The following is a 16,704-nucleotide window of genomic DNA, read 5'->3' as shown; positions in this document are numbered from 1 at the left end:
GTAAGTTCGAGTGGTGTTCGCGGTCGCTCAGCGACGACGACGAGTGGCGCACACGCCCAGCGCGAGCGCCGAGAGCACGCCGGTGCCGGTCGAGGGGATGAACGAGCCGGAGAACGAGCCCGACGCGAACGCGACCGTGTCGTTGCCCTCTTCGAACGCTTCGAGGAAGTTCGTCAGCGTGAACGCCGAATCGCCCAGGAAGGCGTCGAAGCCGGCGATGGGGATGAAATCCTGCGTGCTGTAGTACGTCAGCGGGCCCAGCAGCGAGCCGGACAGGAAGGTCGGCCCGCCGCCCGGAGGCCCGGGAAGCGAAACCCCGACGATCACGCCCACGCCGTCCTCGATGAACCCGCCGAGGATGGTGTCCTCGTAGTTGTCGAGGTCGTAGAAGCGGAAGCCGCCCAACATCGGGCCGATCAGCCCGAAGACGCCGCCGCCGCCGTTGGTCGCCGGGCTGACATCGATCAGGAACTCGGCCTCGAAGCCGACGCGCCCGCTCGAGAGGCCCAGGCCGGCGCCGTTGGTCACGAGGAGGTCGACCGACACGCCCTCGACGGTCTGGACGATCAGCCCTTCGCTGATCCCCGAGGTCGCCGGGGAGGTGTTGCGGATCTCAAAGAACCGCTCGATGTTCGCCGACCCGGCGGCGAACGAGACCGTGATCGCGGCATGAGCGCCAGCGCTCGCGGCAAGCAGGCCAGCGCAGGAAAGTGCGCGCAGACAGGTACTCATTCTTCTGACTCCTCTCTCTACGCGCCGCCGATGTGCCTACGGCCGGACGCGTCTGTGCGACGAGAGTGTACCTGATCGGCCCGGGGGACGCCAGCGAAAATCCCGCGTTCACGGGAATTTCGCACGCCCGGGTCGGCGCCACCGACCACGCCACGCCTCCCGAACACACCCCTGATTCAGAACCTCGCCCCAGGAGAGCCCTTCCGCCGCCCGCTCAGTCCACCCGGTGCAGGTTCGCGTAGCGAAGCACCAGCGTCTTGGTCCCGACATCCCGGAACGCGACCGTCGCCTTCGCGTCCATCCCGCCCGTCACGGCGACCACCTTCCCCACGCCGAAGCGCGGATGACGCACCATGCACCCGGTCGGGAACTGGGCGTTCATCTTGGGCTCGCCCCAGGTCTTCGCGACGCGCTCGCCGAAGTCGTCGGCGTCCTCGTGGCCCAGCGTGTCGGCCTGGTCCGAGAACACCACGCCGTCTTCGGGCAACTCGCGCAGGAACTGGCTGGGGACGGTCCGGTCGCGCATCCCTCGCACCGTGCGATACTTGGCGCTGGTGATCAGCAGGCGCTCCATCGCGCGGGTCACGCCCACGAACGCCAGACGGCGCTCCTCCTCCAGTTCCGACGCGCTCTCTCTCGCGCGCGAGTGGGGGAGCAGGCCCTCCTCCAGCCCGATCATCGCAACGGCCCGGAACTCCAGCCCCTTCGCGGCGTGCAGCGTCATCAGCGTGACCGCCCCTCGCGCCGGGTCCACCTTGTCGGCGTCGGCGACCAGCGACACCGACTCCAGATACCCGCGCAGCATGGTGAGCAGGGGGGGCGACTGCGTCTCCGTCGGCGCCGCGGCGGCGTCGGCCCCGGGGTCGTACTCCAACTCGAACTCGCGCGCCGACGACACCAGTTCCGCCAGGTTCGCCGCACGCTCCTCGCGCTGCTCCTCGGTCTCGCCGGACTTCTTCGCGTAGTGCTCCTCGAGCCCGCTCTCCTTCAGCACCCTCGCCGCCAGTTCCGAGAGCGACCCGCTGACCTCGGCGCCCAGGAACGAGCCCTGCCCGCTCCAGTTCTCGACCATCGTCACGAACTCGCGCATCGCGTTGGACGCGCGGGCCGACACGCCCTCGAGGCCCTCGGTCATCGCGAGCGCGCGCAGCATGGGCACGCCGCGCTCCTCCGCGAGCAACTGCACGCGCGCCAGCGAGGTCGCGCCGATGCCGCGCGTCGGCTTGTTCACGATGCGCAGCAGCGAAACATCGTCGCTGGGGTTCGCGAGCAGGCGCAGGTACGCCAGCGCGTCCTTCACCTCTTCGCGCTCGTAGAACGCGGTTCCGCGAGCGATCACATAGGGCACGCCCGCCCCCCGGAACGCGTCCTCCATCACGCGCGACAGCGCGTTGGTGCGATAGAAGACTGCGCAGTCCTTCCACTCGATCGGCGCGCCCGAACCGGGGGTCCCCTCGGTGCTCTCGCGCGCGCTCTTGAACCAGTCCACCACCAGCGCCGACTCGTGGTGCTCGTCGCGGCACATGACCACCTCGGGCTTGTGCCCGCCCTTGCGATCGGTGAACAGGTCCTTGTCCTTGCGCACCGTGTTGTGCTTGATGAGCACATCCGCCACGCGCAGGATCGTGGGCGTGCTGCGGAAGTTCTGCCCCAGCGAGATCACCTCGCACCCCGGGAACTGCTGCTCGAACTCGAGGATGTTCGCGATGTCCGCCCCTCGCCAGCCATAGATCGACTGGTCCGGGTCGCCCACCACGCAGATGTTGGGCGTGCTGCCGTCCTCGCGTTTGGCGATCAGCGTCGCCAGCGTGAACTGCGCGTGGTTGGTGTCCTGGTACTCGTCGACCATGATGTACTGCCAGCGCTCGCGCACCTCGCTCGCGATGCGCGGGCGCGTGCTCAGCGTCTTGACCGTCAGCATGAGCAGGTCGTCGAAGTCCACCGCGTTGGCGGCACGCAGCGCCTTCTCGTAGCCCTCGTAGAGCTTCGCGATCGTGCGCGCGTGGAAGTCGTGCGCGCCCTTGGCGAACGCCGCCGCGTCCTGCAGTTTGTTCTTCGCGTCGCTGATCCTGTTCAGCACCGCGCCCGGGGGCCAGTTCGTCGTGCTCAGGCCCGCCGCCGCGATCACGCGCTTCATCAGCGACTGCTGATCGCCCGAGTCGTAGATCGAATAGGTCCCGGTGATCCCGGGCAGTTGCGCCTCGTCGGCGTAGCGGCGCAGCAGGCGAGCGCACAGCGAGTGGAAGGTCGTCACCGTCAGCCCGCGCGAGAAGCGCTCGTCGTCGCCCAGCAGGTGGAGCGCGCGCTCGCGCATCTCGCCCGCCGCCTTGTTCGTGAAGGTCAGCGCCATGATCTGCCAGGGCGGGATGCCCATGCGGATCAGGTGCGCGATCCGGCGCGTGATCACGCGCGTCTTGCCCGACCCCGGGCCCGCGATGATCAGCAGCGGGCCCTCGGTGTGCTCGACCGCCCGGCGCTGGGGCTCGGTCAGCCCTTCCAGGAGCGCGTCAGCGGCAGGGTCGTGGTCCAAAGCGGGGAGTTCCATCTCCAAGGGGCGGTCCGATCCGTCGGCAGGAAAGCGAAGGGGGGCGTCGACACCCCCGTAAGGCCCCGCACGCACCCAGCGTAGCAGCGCGGAAATGGCCTCTCGACCGATCCGCCCGCTCGCCACGCTGTCCACACCAACCGACAGGTTGCGCCAGCCCGCCCCGACGCGCAAACCCTCTCCGGACACGAAAATCCGTCGCGTGCCACCCGCTACGCACCACTATCGCTTGGGGTTCCCCCTCCGCTGACGCGCCGCGGCCCCAATCCATGGCGTTCGGAGCGTCGCCACGAGAAATTTCCGGGGCGCAAGCGCCAGCAAACCCGGGACTTATCGGCTGCCGACACCTTCTTCACCACTTTTCCCCAACAGTTTGTGTCAAAACCCCCTTGCGACCACCAGCGGTTGTGGTACTATCGGCGTCGTTGAGAGGGAGGCAGTCTCCGGACCGGGTTCCGCCCGCTCCGACGACTTGATCGAAACACACGCCCGGTTCACCCCGGGCGTCGCCAGTCCGCACGGAAGCCAGCACAACTCACAGGCCGCGATGTTTGGGGTATGGAAGCCCCGCATCGAAGCCGCCCCCGCCGCGTCTCTCTCCCACCCATCTCCCATCCCCTCCGCGGCGGGGACGACAGGCCAGCCCTCGCGGATCGCCCACGACCCGCGAGCCGCTTCCTCCGATCCGCCGTCCCGCGCGTGCGTTCCTCCCCACGGGCCGGCCACCACCACTCCAGACCACCAACCACGGCCGTGGCGCGCGCCCCGACCGCTCGCGATCCCGCCCCCTTCACCCATCACGCCGCCCCGTCGCGGCGACAGCGAGAACAGGCCGAGCACCATGACCGTCGCACCCATGATCGCCGCGACGAACACCACCGCTCGGAGAGAGACCACCATGGGCGTGCTCTGCGACACCCAGATCCGCGAACTCGTCGGCATCGAGCCCTTCGAGGACAACAAGAAGCGCCCGGGACGAATCTCCTGGGGCGTCTCCTCCTATGGCTACGACGTGCGCGTCGGCTCGCGCTTCAAGATCTTCACCCCCACGCCGCGCTCGGGCGAAGTGACCATCGTCGACCCCAAGAAGTTCACCGACGACCTGTTCGTCGAGGTCGACGCCTCCGTCAACGCCAACAAGCCCGGCTGGGGCCCCGAGGGCGGCGTCGTCATCCCCCCAAACTCCTTCGCGCTCTGCGAGACCGTCGAGACCATCACCGTCCCGCGCGATGTCCTCGTCGTCTGCGTCGGCAAGTCCACCTACGCCCGCTGCGGCCTCATCGTGAATGTCACCCCCCTCGAGCCCGAGTGGCGCGGGAAGGTGACCATCGAGATCTCCAACACCACGCCCCTCCCCGCCAAGGTCTACGCCAACGAGGGCATCGCCCAGTTCATCTTCTTCAAGGGTGATCGCGTGTGCGCCGTGTCGTACGCGGATAAGGGCGGGAAGTACCAGGATCAGGCGGGGCTGACGCTGCCGCGAGTTGATTGATTCATGTCTATATGGGAATCTGAGAATGGCCAAGTCTAAGAGAAATAGTGCGAAATCGTGGACGCCCAGTGATGTTCGCCAGCTAGCAAGTCTGGCGAAAGGTAATACTCCAACGCGCGTCATAGGCTTAGCGTTGGGCCGCACCGAGAGCGCTGTTCAGCAGAAAGCATCGCGAGAAAAAATCTCGCTTAAGCCCACAAATCAGTCGCCATACGGATCCAGAAAGTAGCCCTTGTGGAATTTTCTCCGCTCGACATCACCGCCTTTGTTCCTCTGGGCTTCGCGCTGCTAGCGCCCGGATATCTTTGGCTGGCGTCCGAACGGGTGGTTCTGCCCAGTCCTTCATTGACAACAAGTGATAAAGTTTTTCGATATGCACTTTATTCTTTGTTGTTCTACGCAGCATGGCTTGGAACCGCTGGCATCGAGCACATTGCTGGCGAGGGTACAGTTTCCGCCTCGGCATATCAATACCAGCTGTTTCGCCAGGGGGTCATGTGGTTGCCACTGGCGATCGTCGGCGGCGTTGCGACAGGCTTGATTCAGCGGTTCAGTTTGCTGGGGCTGTTGCTTTCGTGGGCCGGCGTATCTACTAACGACCCTCTTCGATCGGCTTGGGAAAAGGCGTTCCTGCGGAACCGTGGGTGCTTGATCAGGCTTACTTTCAATACGGGTGAAGAGCGGTTTGTAATTTATGGCGTAAAGTCGCATGTCCCGTGTGATCCGGCCTGTCGCGACATTTACTTCGAAGAATCATATTGCAAGGATGCCTCCGGAAGACTCGTAAAAGAACGAGGGAATTCCGGAATCTGGCTCGATTGCACTGGCGTCAAGATCGTGCGGTTCTACGAGATTCCAGAGCTTGAGGAAAATTATGAGCAAGCAGCCAAATTCGTGGTCGAACAATCAGGGCAAGGGCCAGAAGAGCGACGGATTCAAGGGGCCGTCGAAGCCAAGCCAGCCCTCGGCCCCGAGTCATGGGCAAACGCGCGGGGTCAAGCCGGCCAAGCCAGCTCCAAAGCCGTCCGGGCCGCTGAGTAATCCGCAAGACATGGCATCGTAGTTTCGGCATTCAGCGTTCGAGTCTTTTGCTTTCCCTTCCTGCAGTCTGTGGCATCGTCATGAAGATCACCCGCAAGTTCACCAAGTCCGGAACCGACCCCTTCACCTCTGTCGAGTGGGTCAAGCGTTCCTCGCGCATCGGCAACCCCGACGGCTCCGTCGTCTTTGAGATGAAGGACGCCGAGGTTCCGTCGTCGTGGTCGCAGTTGGCCACGGACATCATGGTGAGCAAGTACTTTCGCAAGGCCGGCGTGCCGCAGGTCGATGCGAAGGGCAAGCCCATCACCAACGCCGACGGCTCGCCCGTGACGGGCCCCGAGAAGTCGGCGCGTCAGGTGATTCATCGCCTGGCCGGGTGCTGGCGCCACTGGGGCGAGTCGCACGGCTACTTCGATTCGAAGGAGGACGCGCAGGCGTTCTACGACGAACTCTGCCACATGATGGTCCACCAGATGGCGGCGCCCAACAGCCCCCAGTGGTTCAACACCGGGCTCAACTGGGCCTACGGCATCAGCGGGCCGGCGCAGGGTCATTACTTCGTCGATCCCAAGACCGGCGCGCTGCAACTCTCCGACGACGCGTACTCGCACCCCCAGCCCCACGCGTGCTTCATCCAGAGCGTGAGCGACGACCTCGTGAGCGAGGGCGGCATCATGGACCTCTGGGTTCGCGAGGCCCGCCTCTTCAAGTACGGCAGCGGCACGGGCACGAACTTCAGCCAGTTGCGCGGCGAGAACGAGCCCCTCGCCGGCGGCGGCAAGTCGTCTGGGCTGATGTCCTGGCTGCGCATCGGCGACCGTGCCGCGGGCGCGATCAAGTCCGGCGGCACGACACGCCGCGCCGCCAAGATGGTCTGCCTCGACATGGACCACCCGGACATCGAGCACTTCGTCAACTGGAAGGTGCGCGAGGAACTGAAGGTCGCCGCGATGGTCGAGGGGCTCAAGCGCCTCGGCGAGGGCGACAAGGCGACGGCGGACCGTCTCGGGCTGAAACTCGACTACGACTTCAACGGCGAGGCGTACGCGACCGTCAGCGGTCAGAACAGCAACAACTCGGTGCGCATCCCCGACGCGTTCTTCGAGGCGGTCGACGCCGACGCCGACTGGACGCTCTTCAACCGCGTGGGCGGCGAGGTGGCGAAGGTCGTGAAGGCGCGCAAGTTGTGGCACGAGATCGGCTACGCCGCGTGGCGATGCGCCGACCCCGGCGTGCAGTACGACAGCACGATCAACGCGTGGCACACCTGCCCCGAGTCGGGCCGGATCAACGCGAGCAACCCGTGCTCGGAGTACATGTTCCTCGACAACACGGCGTGCAACCTGGCGTCGATCAACCTGCTGAAGTTCTACGACCCCAAGACGCGTGAATTCGACATCGAGCGGTACGAGCACGCGATCGACCTGTGGACGGTCGTGCTCGAGATCAGCGTGCTCATGGCCGCGTTCCCGAGCAAGGAGATCGCGGAGCTGTCCTACAAGTTCCGCACGCTGGGCCTGGGCTACGCGAACCTGGGCGCGATGCTGATGCAGGCGGGCGTGCCGTACGACAGCGAGGAAGGCCGCGCCCTGTGCGCCGCGCTCACCGCGATCCTGACGGGGCGTTCGTACCGCCAGTCGGCCGAGATGGCCAGGCAGATGGGCGCGTTCCCCGGGTACGAGCAGAACAAGCAGCACATGCTGCGCGTGATGCGCAACCACCGTCGCGCCGCGCACGGCGTGGCCCGCAACGCGACGGGTAAGGAGGCGTACGAGTCGCTGAAGATCGCGCCCGTCCCGCTGGACCACGGCGTGATGAAGTCCTGCCGCGCCCTGAGCAACGCGCAGGGCATCCTGTCGCACGCGACGAAGTCGTGGGACGAGGCGCTGGCGATCGGCGAGAAGTTCGGCTACCGCAACGCGCAGGTCACGGTCATCGCGCCCACCGGCACGATCGGCCTGCTGATGGACTGCGACACCACCGGCGTCGAGCCCGACTTCGCGCTGGTGAAGTTCAAGAAACTCGCCGGCGGCGGGTACTTCAAGATCGCCAACGCCTCGCTCAAGCCCGCGCTGGTCGCGCTGGGCTACAGCGAGGAGCATGTGCGCGACATCATCACCTATGTGATGGGCACGCTGCGCCTGGATGTGCCCCTCCCGGCGAAGGACGGCAGCGCGTCTGGCAGCGCCGGCGCCGGCACCCTCGCCGACTTCCTCGTCGCCAAGGGGCTGACCCGCGACGAGCTGAAGAAGGTCGAGGACGCGCTGCCCGGCGTGTTCGAACTGCAGTTCGCGCTCAACGCGTGGGCGCTGGGCGACGACGCCCTCAAGCGCCTCGGCATCGAGCCCCTCAAGGCCAAGGCCGACATGTCCTTCAACCTGCTGCGCACGCTGGGGCTGACGAAGCAGCAGATCGATTCGCTCAACGAGACGATCTGCGGCACGCAGACCGTCGAGGGCGCGCCGCACCTGCGCGACGAGGACTACGCGGTGTTCGACTGCGCGAACCGCTGCGGCAAGAAGGGCCAGCGGTTCATCGAGCCCCAGGGCCACATCCGCATGATGGCCGCCGCCCAGCCGTTCATCTCGGGCGCGATCAGCAAGACGATCAACCTGCCCAACGAGGCGAGCGTCGACGACATCATGGCCGCGTACCGCATGTCGTGGGAACTGGGTCTCAAGGCCAACGCGCTCTATCGCGACGGCTGCAAGCTGAGCCAGCCCCTGTCTTCCAAAAGCGACAGCGACAAAGGGGACGAGTCCGATTCCGACGAATCCGAGTCTTCCAAGGAAGCCGGGCGACGACTGGACGACGCCCAGGTGCGAATGCTGACCGACGAGGACGACGAGAAGGAGGGCATCGACGCGGCCCGCGAGGAAGTCGCGGCGCGCGTGGTCGAGGTCGCCCGCTCGGTCGTGAAGGGCTCGTCGACGCCCGAGGTCGAGACGAAGCTCGAGCAGGTCTGGCGCCCGATCCGTCGTCGCTTGCCCGACACGCGGCGCTCGTTCACGCACAAGTTCAATGTCGCGGGCCACGAGGGCTATCTCACGGTCGGCGTGTACGAGGACGGTCGCCCGGGCGAACTCTTCATCACGATGGCGAAGGAGGGCTCGACGATCGGCGGCCTGATGGACTCGCTGGGCACCGCGACGAGCGTCGCGCTGCAGTACGGCGTGCCGATCGAGTCGCTCGTGAACAAGTTCACGCACCAGCGCTTCGAGCCCGCCGGGATGACGATGAACCCGGACATCCCCTTCGCGAAGTCGCTCGTCGACTACATCTTCCGCTGGATGGGCATCCAGTTCATCGCGGGCTACCGCGACGCGAACGTGCCCAAGCGTTCGACGGACAAGCCAAGGACCGAGCGTCTGAGCGACGCGCCCAGCGCGCTGCCCCGGTTCCGCGCCGACGGCGTGGAGCACACCGGCGCCGCCCCTGCCCCCGTCGCCACACCGGAGCGGAAGCGAGAGGTGGTGATCGTGGGCGACGCTGAGATGGCGCAGGCGGGCGATGTCCTGAGCGTCGCGATGCGCGACATGCAGGGCGACGCGCCGGCGTGCGAGGTCTGCGGCACGATCACGGTGCGCAACGGCGCGTGTTACAAGTGTCTGAACTGCGGCCACAGCATGGGCTGCAGCTGAGCGTCTTCTGTGCGGAGGTGGCGGCCCGACGCTCCGACGGGCCGGCTCCTGCCGCGAACCGATCCTCGGCGGCTCTCCGAGGAAATCGATCGAGGAGGCGCCCGCGTTGCGGGAACAGTCGAGTGAATCGGTTGGCGAGTGGAAGGAGCCCCGTCCCACGCCGGGTCGCATGGACCTCGCCCGGCGTGGATGACCTCCCGGACCGGCCCACGGGGGCCACGGAAGTGTCCGGGCGCTCGAAGAGAACGGCAGGCCGTGTGGCGCCTCCTCGGTTTTGAACGAATGCCGGAACGCCGGCGACATCCTGGATCCCACCCAAGGAGAGCGGGCCCGCCGTGCAACGCGGCAATGAGGCCTGCACTCCAACGCCCGGCCCCCGAGCGGAGCCCACCACCGCTCGGGGGTCATTCTTTTTTGCCGGAGAGCGAGTTCACCGCAGAGGGCGCAGGGGTCGCAGAGACAAGAGAAGGGGAGAGTGGGGGGGCGTGGTTACGGGACATGGGCGTGCGGATGAACCGGTCCTGCGCGCTCCTGATGTCTCGCGGCGCGACTCCAAACGCCCTTGGGCGTCGTACACTCTGGTGCGATGCCAGCGACCTATTCCCCGCCGAAGGAACTCCCGCACCTTGACGCCCTGGACGCCGGGCTGCTCGCGGCCGTCGCGAGGGGCGAGGCGCGTCTGACGGGCGAGCAATCGCTCGACCTGCTGCGTTCGGCGCCGCTCTTCACGCTGGGGCGCTGGGCCGACGCGCGCTGCCGCTCGCTGCACGGGGACCACCTGCGGACCTACGTGATCGATCGCAACATCAACTACACGAATGTGTGCAGCGCGAAGTGCACCTTCTGCGCGTTCCGGCGCGACGCCGAGGACCACGACTCGTACACGCTCGACTACGAGACGCTGTACGCGAAGATCGCGGAGCTGTCCGAGATCGGGGGGACGCAGATCCTGATGCAGGGCGGGATGAACCCCGACCTGCCGCTCGACTGGTACCTCACACTGCTGAGAGGGATCAAGGAGCGCTTCCCCCACATCCATGTCCACGGGTTCTCGCCCCCCGAGTTCACCGAGTTCGTGCACTTCTTCAACCCCCCGGGCGCGACTTTCGAGGACAAGGTCCGCTGGGTCATGGTGCGTCTGAAGGACGCCGGGCTCGATTCGCTGCCGGGGGGCGGGGGCGAGATCTTCTCGAACCCCGTCCGGCGCAAGATCGGGCTGGGCAAGTGCGACGCCGAGAGTTGGCTGACCGTGATGTATGTCGCGCACTCGCTGGGCATGTTCACCAGCGCGACGATGATGTTCGGGCACATCGACGGGCTCGCCGATCGCGTGCACCACATGCTGCTCGTGCGCCAGTGGCAGGACCGCGCGAAGCGCGAGTTCGGCGCAGGCGTGGAGGACGAGTACGGTCGCGTGCGCCCGGGCGGGCACTACAAGGCGTTCATCTCGTGGCCCTTCCAGCGCGAGAACACGCCCCTGGGCCGGCTCAAAGAGTGGGGCCAGCGCGAGGGCGAACTGGGCCAGCCCTACCCCGGCGATGTCGTCGCCAACCTCACCGGCGACGGCGACCCGAAAGCACACCCGGAGTTCGGTCGTCGCCTGCGCATGGCGGGCGCGACGGAATACCTGCGCACGCAGGCGCTCTCGCGCCTCGTGCTCGACAATGTCTACTCGATCGGCGCGTCGTGGGTGACGATGGGCCCGCACATCGGGCAGACGGCCCTCTCGTTCGGCGCGAACGACATGGGCAGCGTGATGATGGAAGAGAATGTCGTCTCGTCCGCCGGCACGACGTATTGCCTGGACGAGACGGTGCTGTGCCGCCTGATCCGCGACGCGGGGTTCACGCCGGCGCAGCGCGACAATGTGTACGACATCCTCTCGATCAAGGACGACGCCCCCGGAAGCGACGCCCCCGACCTGCGCGTGACCGACTGGTCGCGCCATCGCGCGAAGCGCCTGCACATCGAGAGCAAGGCCGAACAGCAGCCCCTCGCGACGGGGGTGTCGGTGACGGTCAGCGCAAAGAAGGATTGAGCGCCGGCGCACACCCCGCGCAGACTCGGTGCGGACGCCGATCGGGTTGTCTCGGGTCGTCGTTCAGCGACGGCGTCGAATCACGCCGAGCGCGGCGCACGCCAGCAGTGGTGCGCCCCCGGGCGCCGGGATCGGCGGGATGACCAGCGCGACGCCGGCCTGGGTCTCCCAGCCCCAGCGCACCGCGCGGTAGGTGGGCGCCTCGAAGATACTCCCGAGCGGCAGCTGCTCCAACTCCACGAACCCGTAGTGCACTCCCGTGTCGAGCGTCAGCTCGATGCCCAGGATGTTGTTCTGCTGCAGGAGCGGGATCACCTGGAAGACATCCCCGCCCAGCCCCCACACGGGCGAGCGGGTGACCCAGTTCCAATCCGCGTCGACCGTGTCGCCCACGCCAAAGCGATGGGGGGGCTCGACCGGGATAATGTCGCCGGTCGTGTCGGGGTCGAACCCGTAGATCTGGTCATTCTTGTCGTTCACGATATGCGACGCGATGCGGACACCCAGGCCCGCGTAGAGGTTCATCACATCCCCCTGCGTCGATGTTGCCCCGAACCGATGCTCGAACATGACCATGCCCGCCGGCGGGCTCGACGACAGCGGCGCGGGCTGGCTGAACGAGTCGCTGCGGATGTCGAGCGCCTGCCCGAATCTCGGCTCGAATTCGTCATAGATGTAGGGCGTGAGCGCCGCGAACGCGGGGTTCGTGTTCACGAAGGTCACCACCGCGGCCTGCGCGGACACGCTCGCGGCCAATCCGACAAGTACAAAAAGGGTCGTACGGGCCATCTCAGATTCTCCTCGGGCTCCCGTGAATGAACTGCCGCCTGGAACCCAGTTTGAGCCTACCAGAGAACCCAAAGAGCGCCAACCCTTTTTTCCGCCCCGTACTACAATTCACAAACACACAAAAAAGAGCCGCGAGGGACACCGGAGCGTCCCTCGCGGCCTATCGGGGCTGTCTGCGCGACTCTCTCCTCTCCCCAAGGCCGGTCACTAGACCAGATCGCGCAGGCATCCCGTGGATCTCACGGGCTTAGTCAGCGGGACCGACGAGAGGGATCGCTCCCAGCCGGTCGATGAGGCATCGGACCTCACGCAGGCGGCGTGTCGCGTCGCGCAGCGAGGCTTCCACCTCGGCGATGAGTCGTTCGTCCTGCTCCGTCACGGGATCAGGTGGCGCAGCGTCGGGCTCTGAGGGTTCGGAGAGCGCCGGGAGCCACACCCGCATCGGTGAACACTGTCGGCGGAAATCGTGCTTGACGAGCGACGGGCCGGGACGTTGCGTGGCGGTCGGCTCGGGTGTGATGTCCATCTCTCTCCCCTCCTGCCTGTGATGCTGCTGTCCTGCGATGACGAGGGGAATACTCGTTGTGTCGGATGAGCGTACCGCGAAACAGGAATGAGTTCGGGCTCATTTTCCGCGCACAATGCGGATTGTCGTCGCCGGCGGCGCGCATCCTCCTTGCGCACCAATCCCTGCATGCGCACAAAAGAAAAACAACGCGCCGGGGCGCGTTGTGAGGAATTACAGAAGTCTCTCCGACGCCCGGGGTCTCCCCCGGTTTCCTATCGCCCGTTGCCCATCGCAGCCTTCAGCACGGCGTACGCCCCGCTCATCGTGAAGGGCCTGATCTGCTCGAACCCCAGCGATTCGTATCCGGGAACGCGCATCTCGCGCACATCTTCCGCCGTGCGTCCGTCGCGGATCTGCTTCGTCACGAAGTCGCGCAGCGCGACGAGGAACTTCTTCTGGCCCTCGATGCCGGCGCGATCGGTGACCTCGCCGTGGCCCGGCACGACGACCGTGCTGCCGTTGGCGATCTGCATGAGCCGGTCGCACGCGCGGATCCAGCCCTCGATGTCGGATCCGCCGCTCGGATCGACGAAGGGGTGCAGCTTGTGGAAGCACAGGTCGCCCGTGTGCAGCACATTCTTCCCGGGCAGGAAGACGGCGACATCGTTGTCGGTGTGCGCCGGGCCGATGGGCTCGAGGACCACGCGCTCGCCCCCGATCTGGAGCTCTTCCTTCGTCGAGATCGTGCGCGTCGGCGCCCACGCGGCTTCGGCGCGGCTGCTGAGCGCCTCGAGCATCGCGCGCGCGTCCTTGGCGAACTCGGAGTCGGCCGGCACGCCATCCAGCGCCGCCTTGTAGCGCGCGATCTGCCCTTTCGTGCGAGCGGCGCCCTTCTCGTACGCGATGACGCTGAGGTTGTTGGTGAACGCCGCGTTGCCCCCGGTGTGGTCGGCGTGGTGATGAGTGTTGACCACGGTGGTGAGCGTGCCCCCCATGGCGCTGGCGTCGCGACGCAGGGCCGGGCCGTAGGGAGGGTTCTTGCAGTCGACGAGCAGCGCCTGGCCCCCGGCGACCAGGACCAGCGCGTTGCCGCCCTGCTCGCTGGCGATCCTGACGCCCGGGGCGACTTCCTTCCACGAGAAGGGCGTCGGGTCGGCGGCGCGCGAGAGCGCGCGGGCCAGGGCGGGGCTGGGGGCGATGCCCAGCGTCGCGCCGGCGGCGGCGAAGAAGGTCAGGGCGGCGAACTGGCGGCGCGAGAGGGTCGTCGGGGCTTGGGCGTCCATGGCGTGGCTCCTGTGGCTGGGTCCGAGTGCGAGGGCTTCGTGCCCGGCGGCTCGCCGGACGACCATTCTGCCAGAACGACGCGGGTTTCGCGCGGACGAACCGGCGCTTCCGCGGCCTACAATCGCGGCCCGCGAGCGACCGAACGACCCTGTTCGGGTCGCGAGCGGGACCAGAACCCGAACCGATCGCGCCCTCGCCCGCGCAGGAGCCCTTGCTGTGAAAGCGACTGATCTTCGTCCCGGCGCCGCCATCCGCATGGACGGCAAACTCTACGTGGTCACCAAGTTCGAGCACCGCACCCCGGGCAACCTCCGCGCGTTCATCCAGGTCAAGATCCGCGATGTGCTCTCGGGCCAGCTCATCGACAAGCGCCTCGCGTCCACGGAAGAGATCGAGGGCACCACGCTCGACCGGCGCCCCTTCGAGTACCTCTACTCCGACAACTCCGGGCACACCTTCATGGACTCGGAGAACTACGAGCAGATCACCCTCAGCGACGAGTTCCTGGGCGACGCGATGCTCTTCGTCCGACCCAACACCACCGTCGTCATGCTCCTCCACGACGAGGCGCCGGTCAGCATCGAGCTCCCGGCCAGCGTCGAGCTGGTCGTGACCGACACCCCCCCGGGCATCAAGGGCGCGACCGCGACCAACCAGCTCAAGGAAGCCACCTGCGAGACCGGGCTCAAGACACGCGTCCCCCCCTTCATCAGCAACGGCGAGACGATCCGCGTCGCCACGGCCGACGGGTCGTACCAGTCACGCGCGTAAGTCCCGGGGCGATCCGGCCGATCGTCCATGGAATCGGTACCGCGGTCCGGACCGCGAGGTGGAGCTTCGGCCATGCCTGACGTCGTCATCGATCGCATCGACACCCGCGACACCGAGCTCCTCGCGCACCTGTTCAACCAGATGTTCAGGCCCCCTCGCGACGCCGAATCCTTCGAGCGTCGCTTCTCCGGGCGCGCCAAGATCCTCGCGATGGCAGCGCGCGTCGAGAAGGACGCCGTCGGCTTCTATGTCGGCTTCGAACTCAAGCCCTCGGTCCACTTCGCGTGGCTCTGCGGCGTCGTGCCCGAGATGCGCCGCATGGGCATCGCCACCCAACTCATGCACGCCGCCATGGACTGGTCGCGCACCGAGGGCTACCGCTTCCTCCGTTTCGAATGCCACAACCAGCACAGGCCATTCCTGCACTTCGGGATCGCGAACGATTTCGATATCGTGGGGATGCGCTGGGACCCGGATATGGCGACCAACCTCGTGATCTTCGAGCGGACGCTGCGCGACGAGTGATCGTCGGCCGGTGGTGGCTCAGCAGACCGCGGTGCGCTCGAAGCGGATGACCAGACGCGTGCGGCGCGGGACCAGCAGGTTCGCGGTCTGCACCGACTCGCCCTCGCCCGCGACCGGAGCCGGCTCGACGCCGGTGCGCTGCGAATCGCCGGAGGCGACGACTCCGAGGACGCCCATCGCCGCGACAGCGAAGGCAGAGAAGGCGAAGCGTCGGATGGTGGTGTTCTTGGTGGTCATATCTTCGGATGTTCCTGCGGGGGCGAGGGTTGCCCGCCCGACACCCACAATGTACCTCAGAGCCGGGGGTGTGCGAGACCATTCGCGGGTGATTTCCGCGCGGTTCGGCCCGGTCCGAGAGAACCCGCCCCCACGCGCCGCCAAGGGGTGACACCGCCCCGGGCGGGTCGTACCATCGCCGCACGCTTTGCCCCGCTTCACGCGCCTTTTTTCGTGGAGCCCTCTGGAAGGACGGGAGTTATGGACCCCAAATCGATCAAGAACGACGCCGAGACCTCCATGGTCAAGGCCCTCGAGTACCTCAAGAGCGAGCTCCGCGGCATCCGCACCGGCCGCGCCTCCCCGGCGCTCGTCGAGTACGTCAAGGTCGACTATTACGGGTCCATGACCGACCTGAAGTCCCTCGCGATGATCAGCGTCCCCGAGGCCACCCAGATCGTCATCACCCCCTTCGACCCCCAGTCCCTGGGCGAGATCCGGCGAGCCCTCGAGGCCAGCGACCTGGGCCTCAACCCGCGCGTCGACGGCAAGGCCATCCGCGTCAGCATCCCGCCCCTCTCGGGCGAACGCCGCCAGCAGCTCGTCGGCCACGCCAAGAAGATGGGCGAAGAGGCCAAGGTCTCCATGCGCAATGTCCGTCGCGACGCCAACAAGCACGCCGACGGGCTCAAGAATGTAAAGGCCGTCAACTACTCCGAGGATGTCATCGAGGGGCTCAAGGAAGACATCCAGACCATGCTCAAGAAGCACGAGGGCGAGGTCGATGTGGTCGTCGCGGCCAAGTCGAAGGAAATCCTCGAGGTCTGAGGCAGCAGGGAGTAAGGAGCGGGCAGCAGGAAGAATGACCACGCGGGCCGAACGGTGTTCGGCCCGTTTTTTTTCGCGCAGCCGCGTCTCTCACTCGCTCCCTCTCCTTTTCGCCTCCCCCTCCTCTCGAGCGCAGCGAGAGGGGAGGGGCCAGGGGAGGGCTACCAACCCTCCGGGCTTCCCTCTCCATTCTCTGCCTTCTCTTTTCTCTCTCGCTCTCTCGCTCTCTCGCTCTCTCTCCGGTGCCACCACACGGAGTGTGGTGCTACCCCTCCTCCCTCTTCTCCCTTCTCT

At 66.7% G+C, this 16,704-nt stretch carries 13 protein-coding genes; 7 read left to right on the top strand and 6 right to left on the bottom strand.

From position 1 onward, the window contains the following. Window positions 1–27 precede the first annotated feature (27 nt). Window positions 28–732 (bottom strand): hypothetical protein, encoded by a 705-nt coding sequence (locus tag KF684_03565; protein ID MBX3351988.1) that lies wholly within the window; start codon window positions 730–732, stop codon window positions 28–30. Between the two features lie 214 nt (window positions 733–946). Beyond that, the gene (locus tag KF684_03560) at window positions 947–3,277 is read right to left on the bottom strand and encodes a UvrD-helicase domain-containing protein (GenBank protein MBX3351987.1); all 2,331 of its coding nucleotides are present in this window, start codon (window positions 3,275–3,277) and stop codon (window positions 947–949) included. Between the two features lie 898 nt (window positions 3,278–4,175). On the opposite strand from KF684_03560, the gene KF684_03555 reads away from it, so the two are divergent. From KF684_03555 to KF684_03540, 4 genes are all read left to right on the top strand, one after another. Beyond that, entirely contained in the window at window positions 4,176–4,769 is a 594-nt protein-coding gene (locus KF684_03555; protein ID MBX3351986.1) for a dCTP deaminase, read from the top strand. Between the two features lie 234 nt (window positions 4,770–5,003). Next, entirely contained in the window at window positions 5,004–5,810 is an 807-nt protein-coding gene (locus tag KF684_03550; protein ID MBX3351985.1) for a hypothetical protein, read from the top strand. Between the two features lie 80 nt (window positions 5,811–5,890). Continuing rightward, on the top strand, window positions 5,891–9,451 hold the full coding sequence (locus tag KF684_03545) for an adenosylcobalamin-dependent ribonucleoside-diphosphate reductase (protein MBX3351984.1): 3,561 nt from the start codon (window positions 5,891–5,893) through the stop codon (window positions 9,449–9,451). Window positions 9,452–10,037: 586 nt separating this feature from the next. Next, window positions 10,038–11,489, top strand: coding sequence for a radical SAM protein (locus KF684_03540; protein ID MBX3351983.1), 1,452 nt, complete (start codon window positions 10,038–10,040; stop codon window positions 11,487–11,489). A gap of 63 nt (window positions 11,490–11,552) precedes the next feature. Here KF684_03540 and KF684_03535 read toward each other — a convergent pair whose 3' ends face one another. From KF684_03535 to KF684_03525, 3 genes are all read right to left on the bottom strand, one after another. Further along, window positions 11,553–12,233 carry a hypothetical protein gene (locus KF684_03535; GenBank protein ID MBX3351982.1) on the bottom strand — a complete coding sequence of 227 codons (681 nt, stop codon included), beginning with the start codon at window positions 12,231–12,233 and terminating at the stop codon, window positions 11,553–11,555. 292 nt (window positions 12,234–12,525) lie between these two features. Then, the gene (locus KF684_03530) at window positions 12,526–12,804 is read right to left on the bottom strand and encodes a hypothetical protein (GenBank protein ID MBX3351981.1); all 279 of its coding nucleotides are present in this window, start codon (window positions 12,802–12,804) and stop codon (window positions 12,526–12,528) included. A gap of 254 nt (window positions 12,805–13,058) precedes the next feature. After that, window positions 13,059–14,069, bottom strand: a complete 1,011-nt coding sequence (locus tag KF684_03525; GenBank protein MBX3351980.1) for an MBL fold metallo-hydrolase — start codon at window positions 14,067–14,069, stop codon at window positions 13,059–13,061. Between the two features lie 217 nt (window positions 14,070–14,286). Between KF684_03525 and efp the strand changes: the two genes are divergently transcribed. Both efp and KF684_03515 read left to right on the top strand, forming a co-directional pair. After that, window positions 14,287–14,841 (top strand): elongation factor P, encoded by a 555-nt coding sequence (gene efp / locus KF684_03520; protein ID MBX3351979.1) that lies wholly within the window; start codon window positions 14,287–14,289, stop codon window positions 14,839–14,841. Window positions 14,842–14,913: 72 nt separating this feature from the next. Further along, window positions 14,914–15,366 (top strand): GNAT family N-acetyltransferase, encoded by a 453-nt coding sequence (locus KF684_03515; protein MBX3351978.1) that lies wholly within the window; start codon window positions 14,914–14,916, stop codon window positions 15,364–15,366. An 18-nt stretch (window positions 15,367–15,384) separates the two neighbouring features. Here the strand turns inward: KF684_03515 and KF684_03510 are convergent, their stop codons facing one another. Further along, complete coding sequence (locus tag KF684_03510) at window positions 15,385–15,603, bottom strand: hypothetical protein (GenBank protein MBX3351977.1); 219 nt, start codon at window positions 15,601–15,603, stop codon at window positions 15,385–15,387. A 240-nt stretch (window positions 15,604–15,843) separates the two neighbouring features. On the opposite strand from KF684_03510, the gene frr reads away from it, so the two are divergent. Beyond that, window positions 15,844–16,410 (top strand): ribosome recycling factor, encoded by a 567-nt coding sequence (frr, locus tag KF684_03505; GenBank protein ID MBX3351976.1) that lies wholly within the window; start codon window positions 15,844–15,846, stop codon window positions 16,408–16,410. Window positions 16,411–16,704 lie beyond the last annotated feature (294 nt).

It is taken from the genome of Phycisphaeraceae bacterium (assembly GCA_019636675.1).
Taxonomy (GTDB): domain Bacteria; phylum Planctomycetota; class Phycisphaerae; order Phycisphaerales; family UBA1924; genus JAHBXC01.
This window is presented reverse-complemented; position numbering and strand designations above follow the sequence as displayed.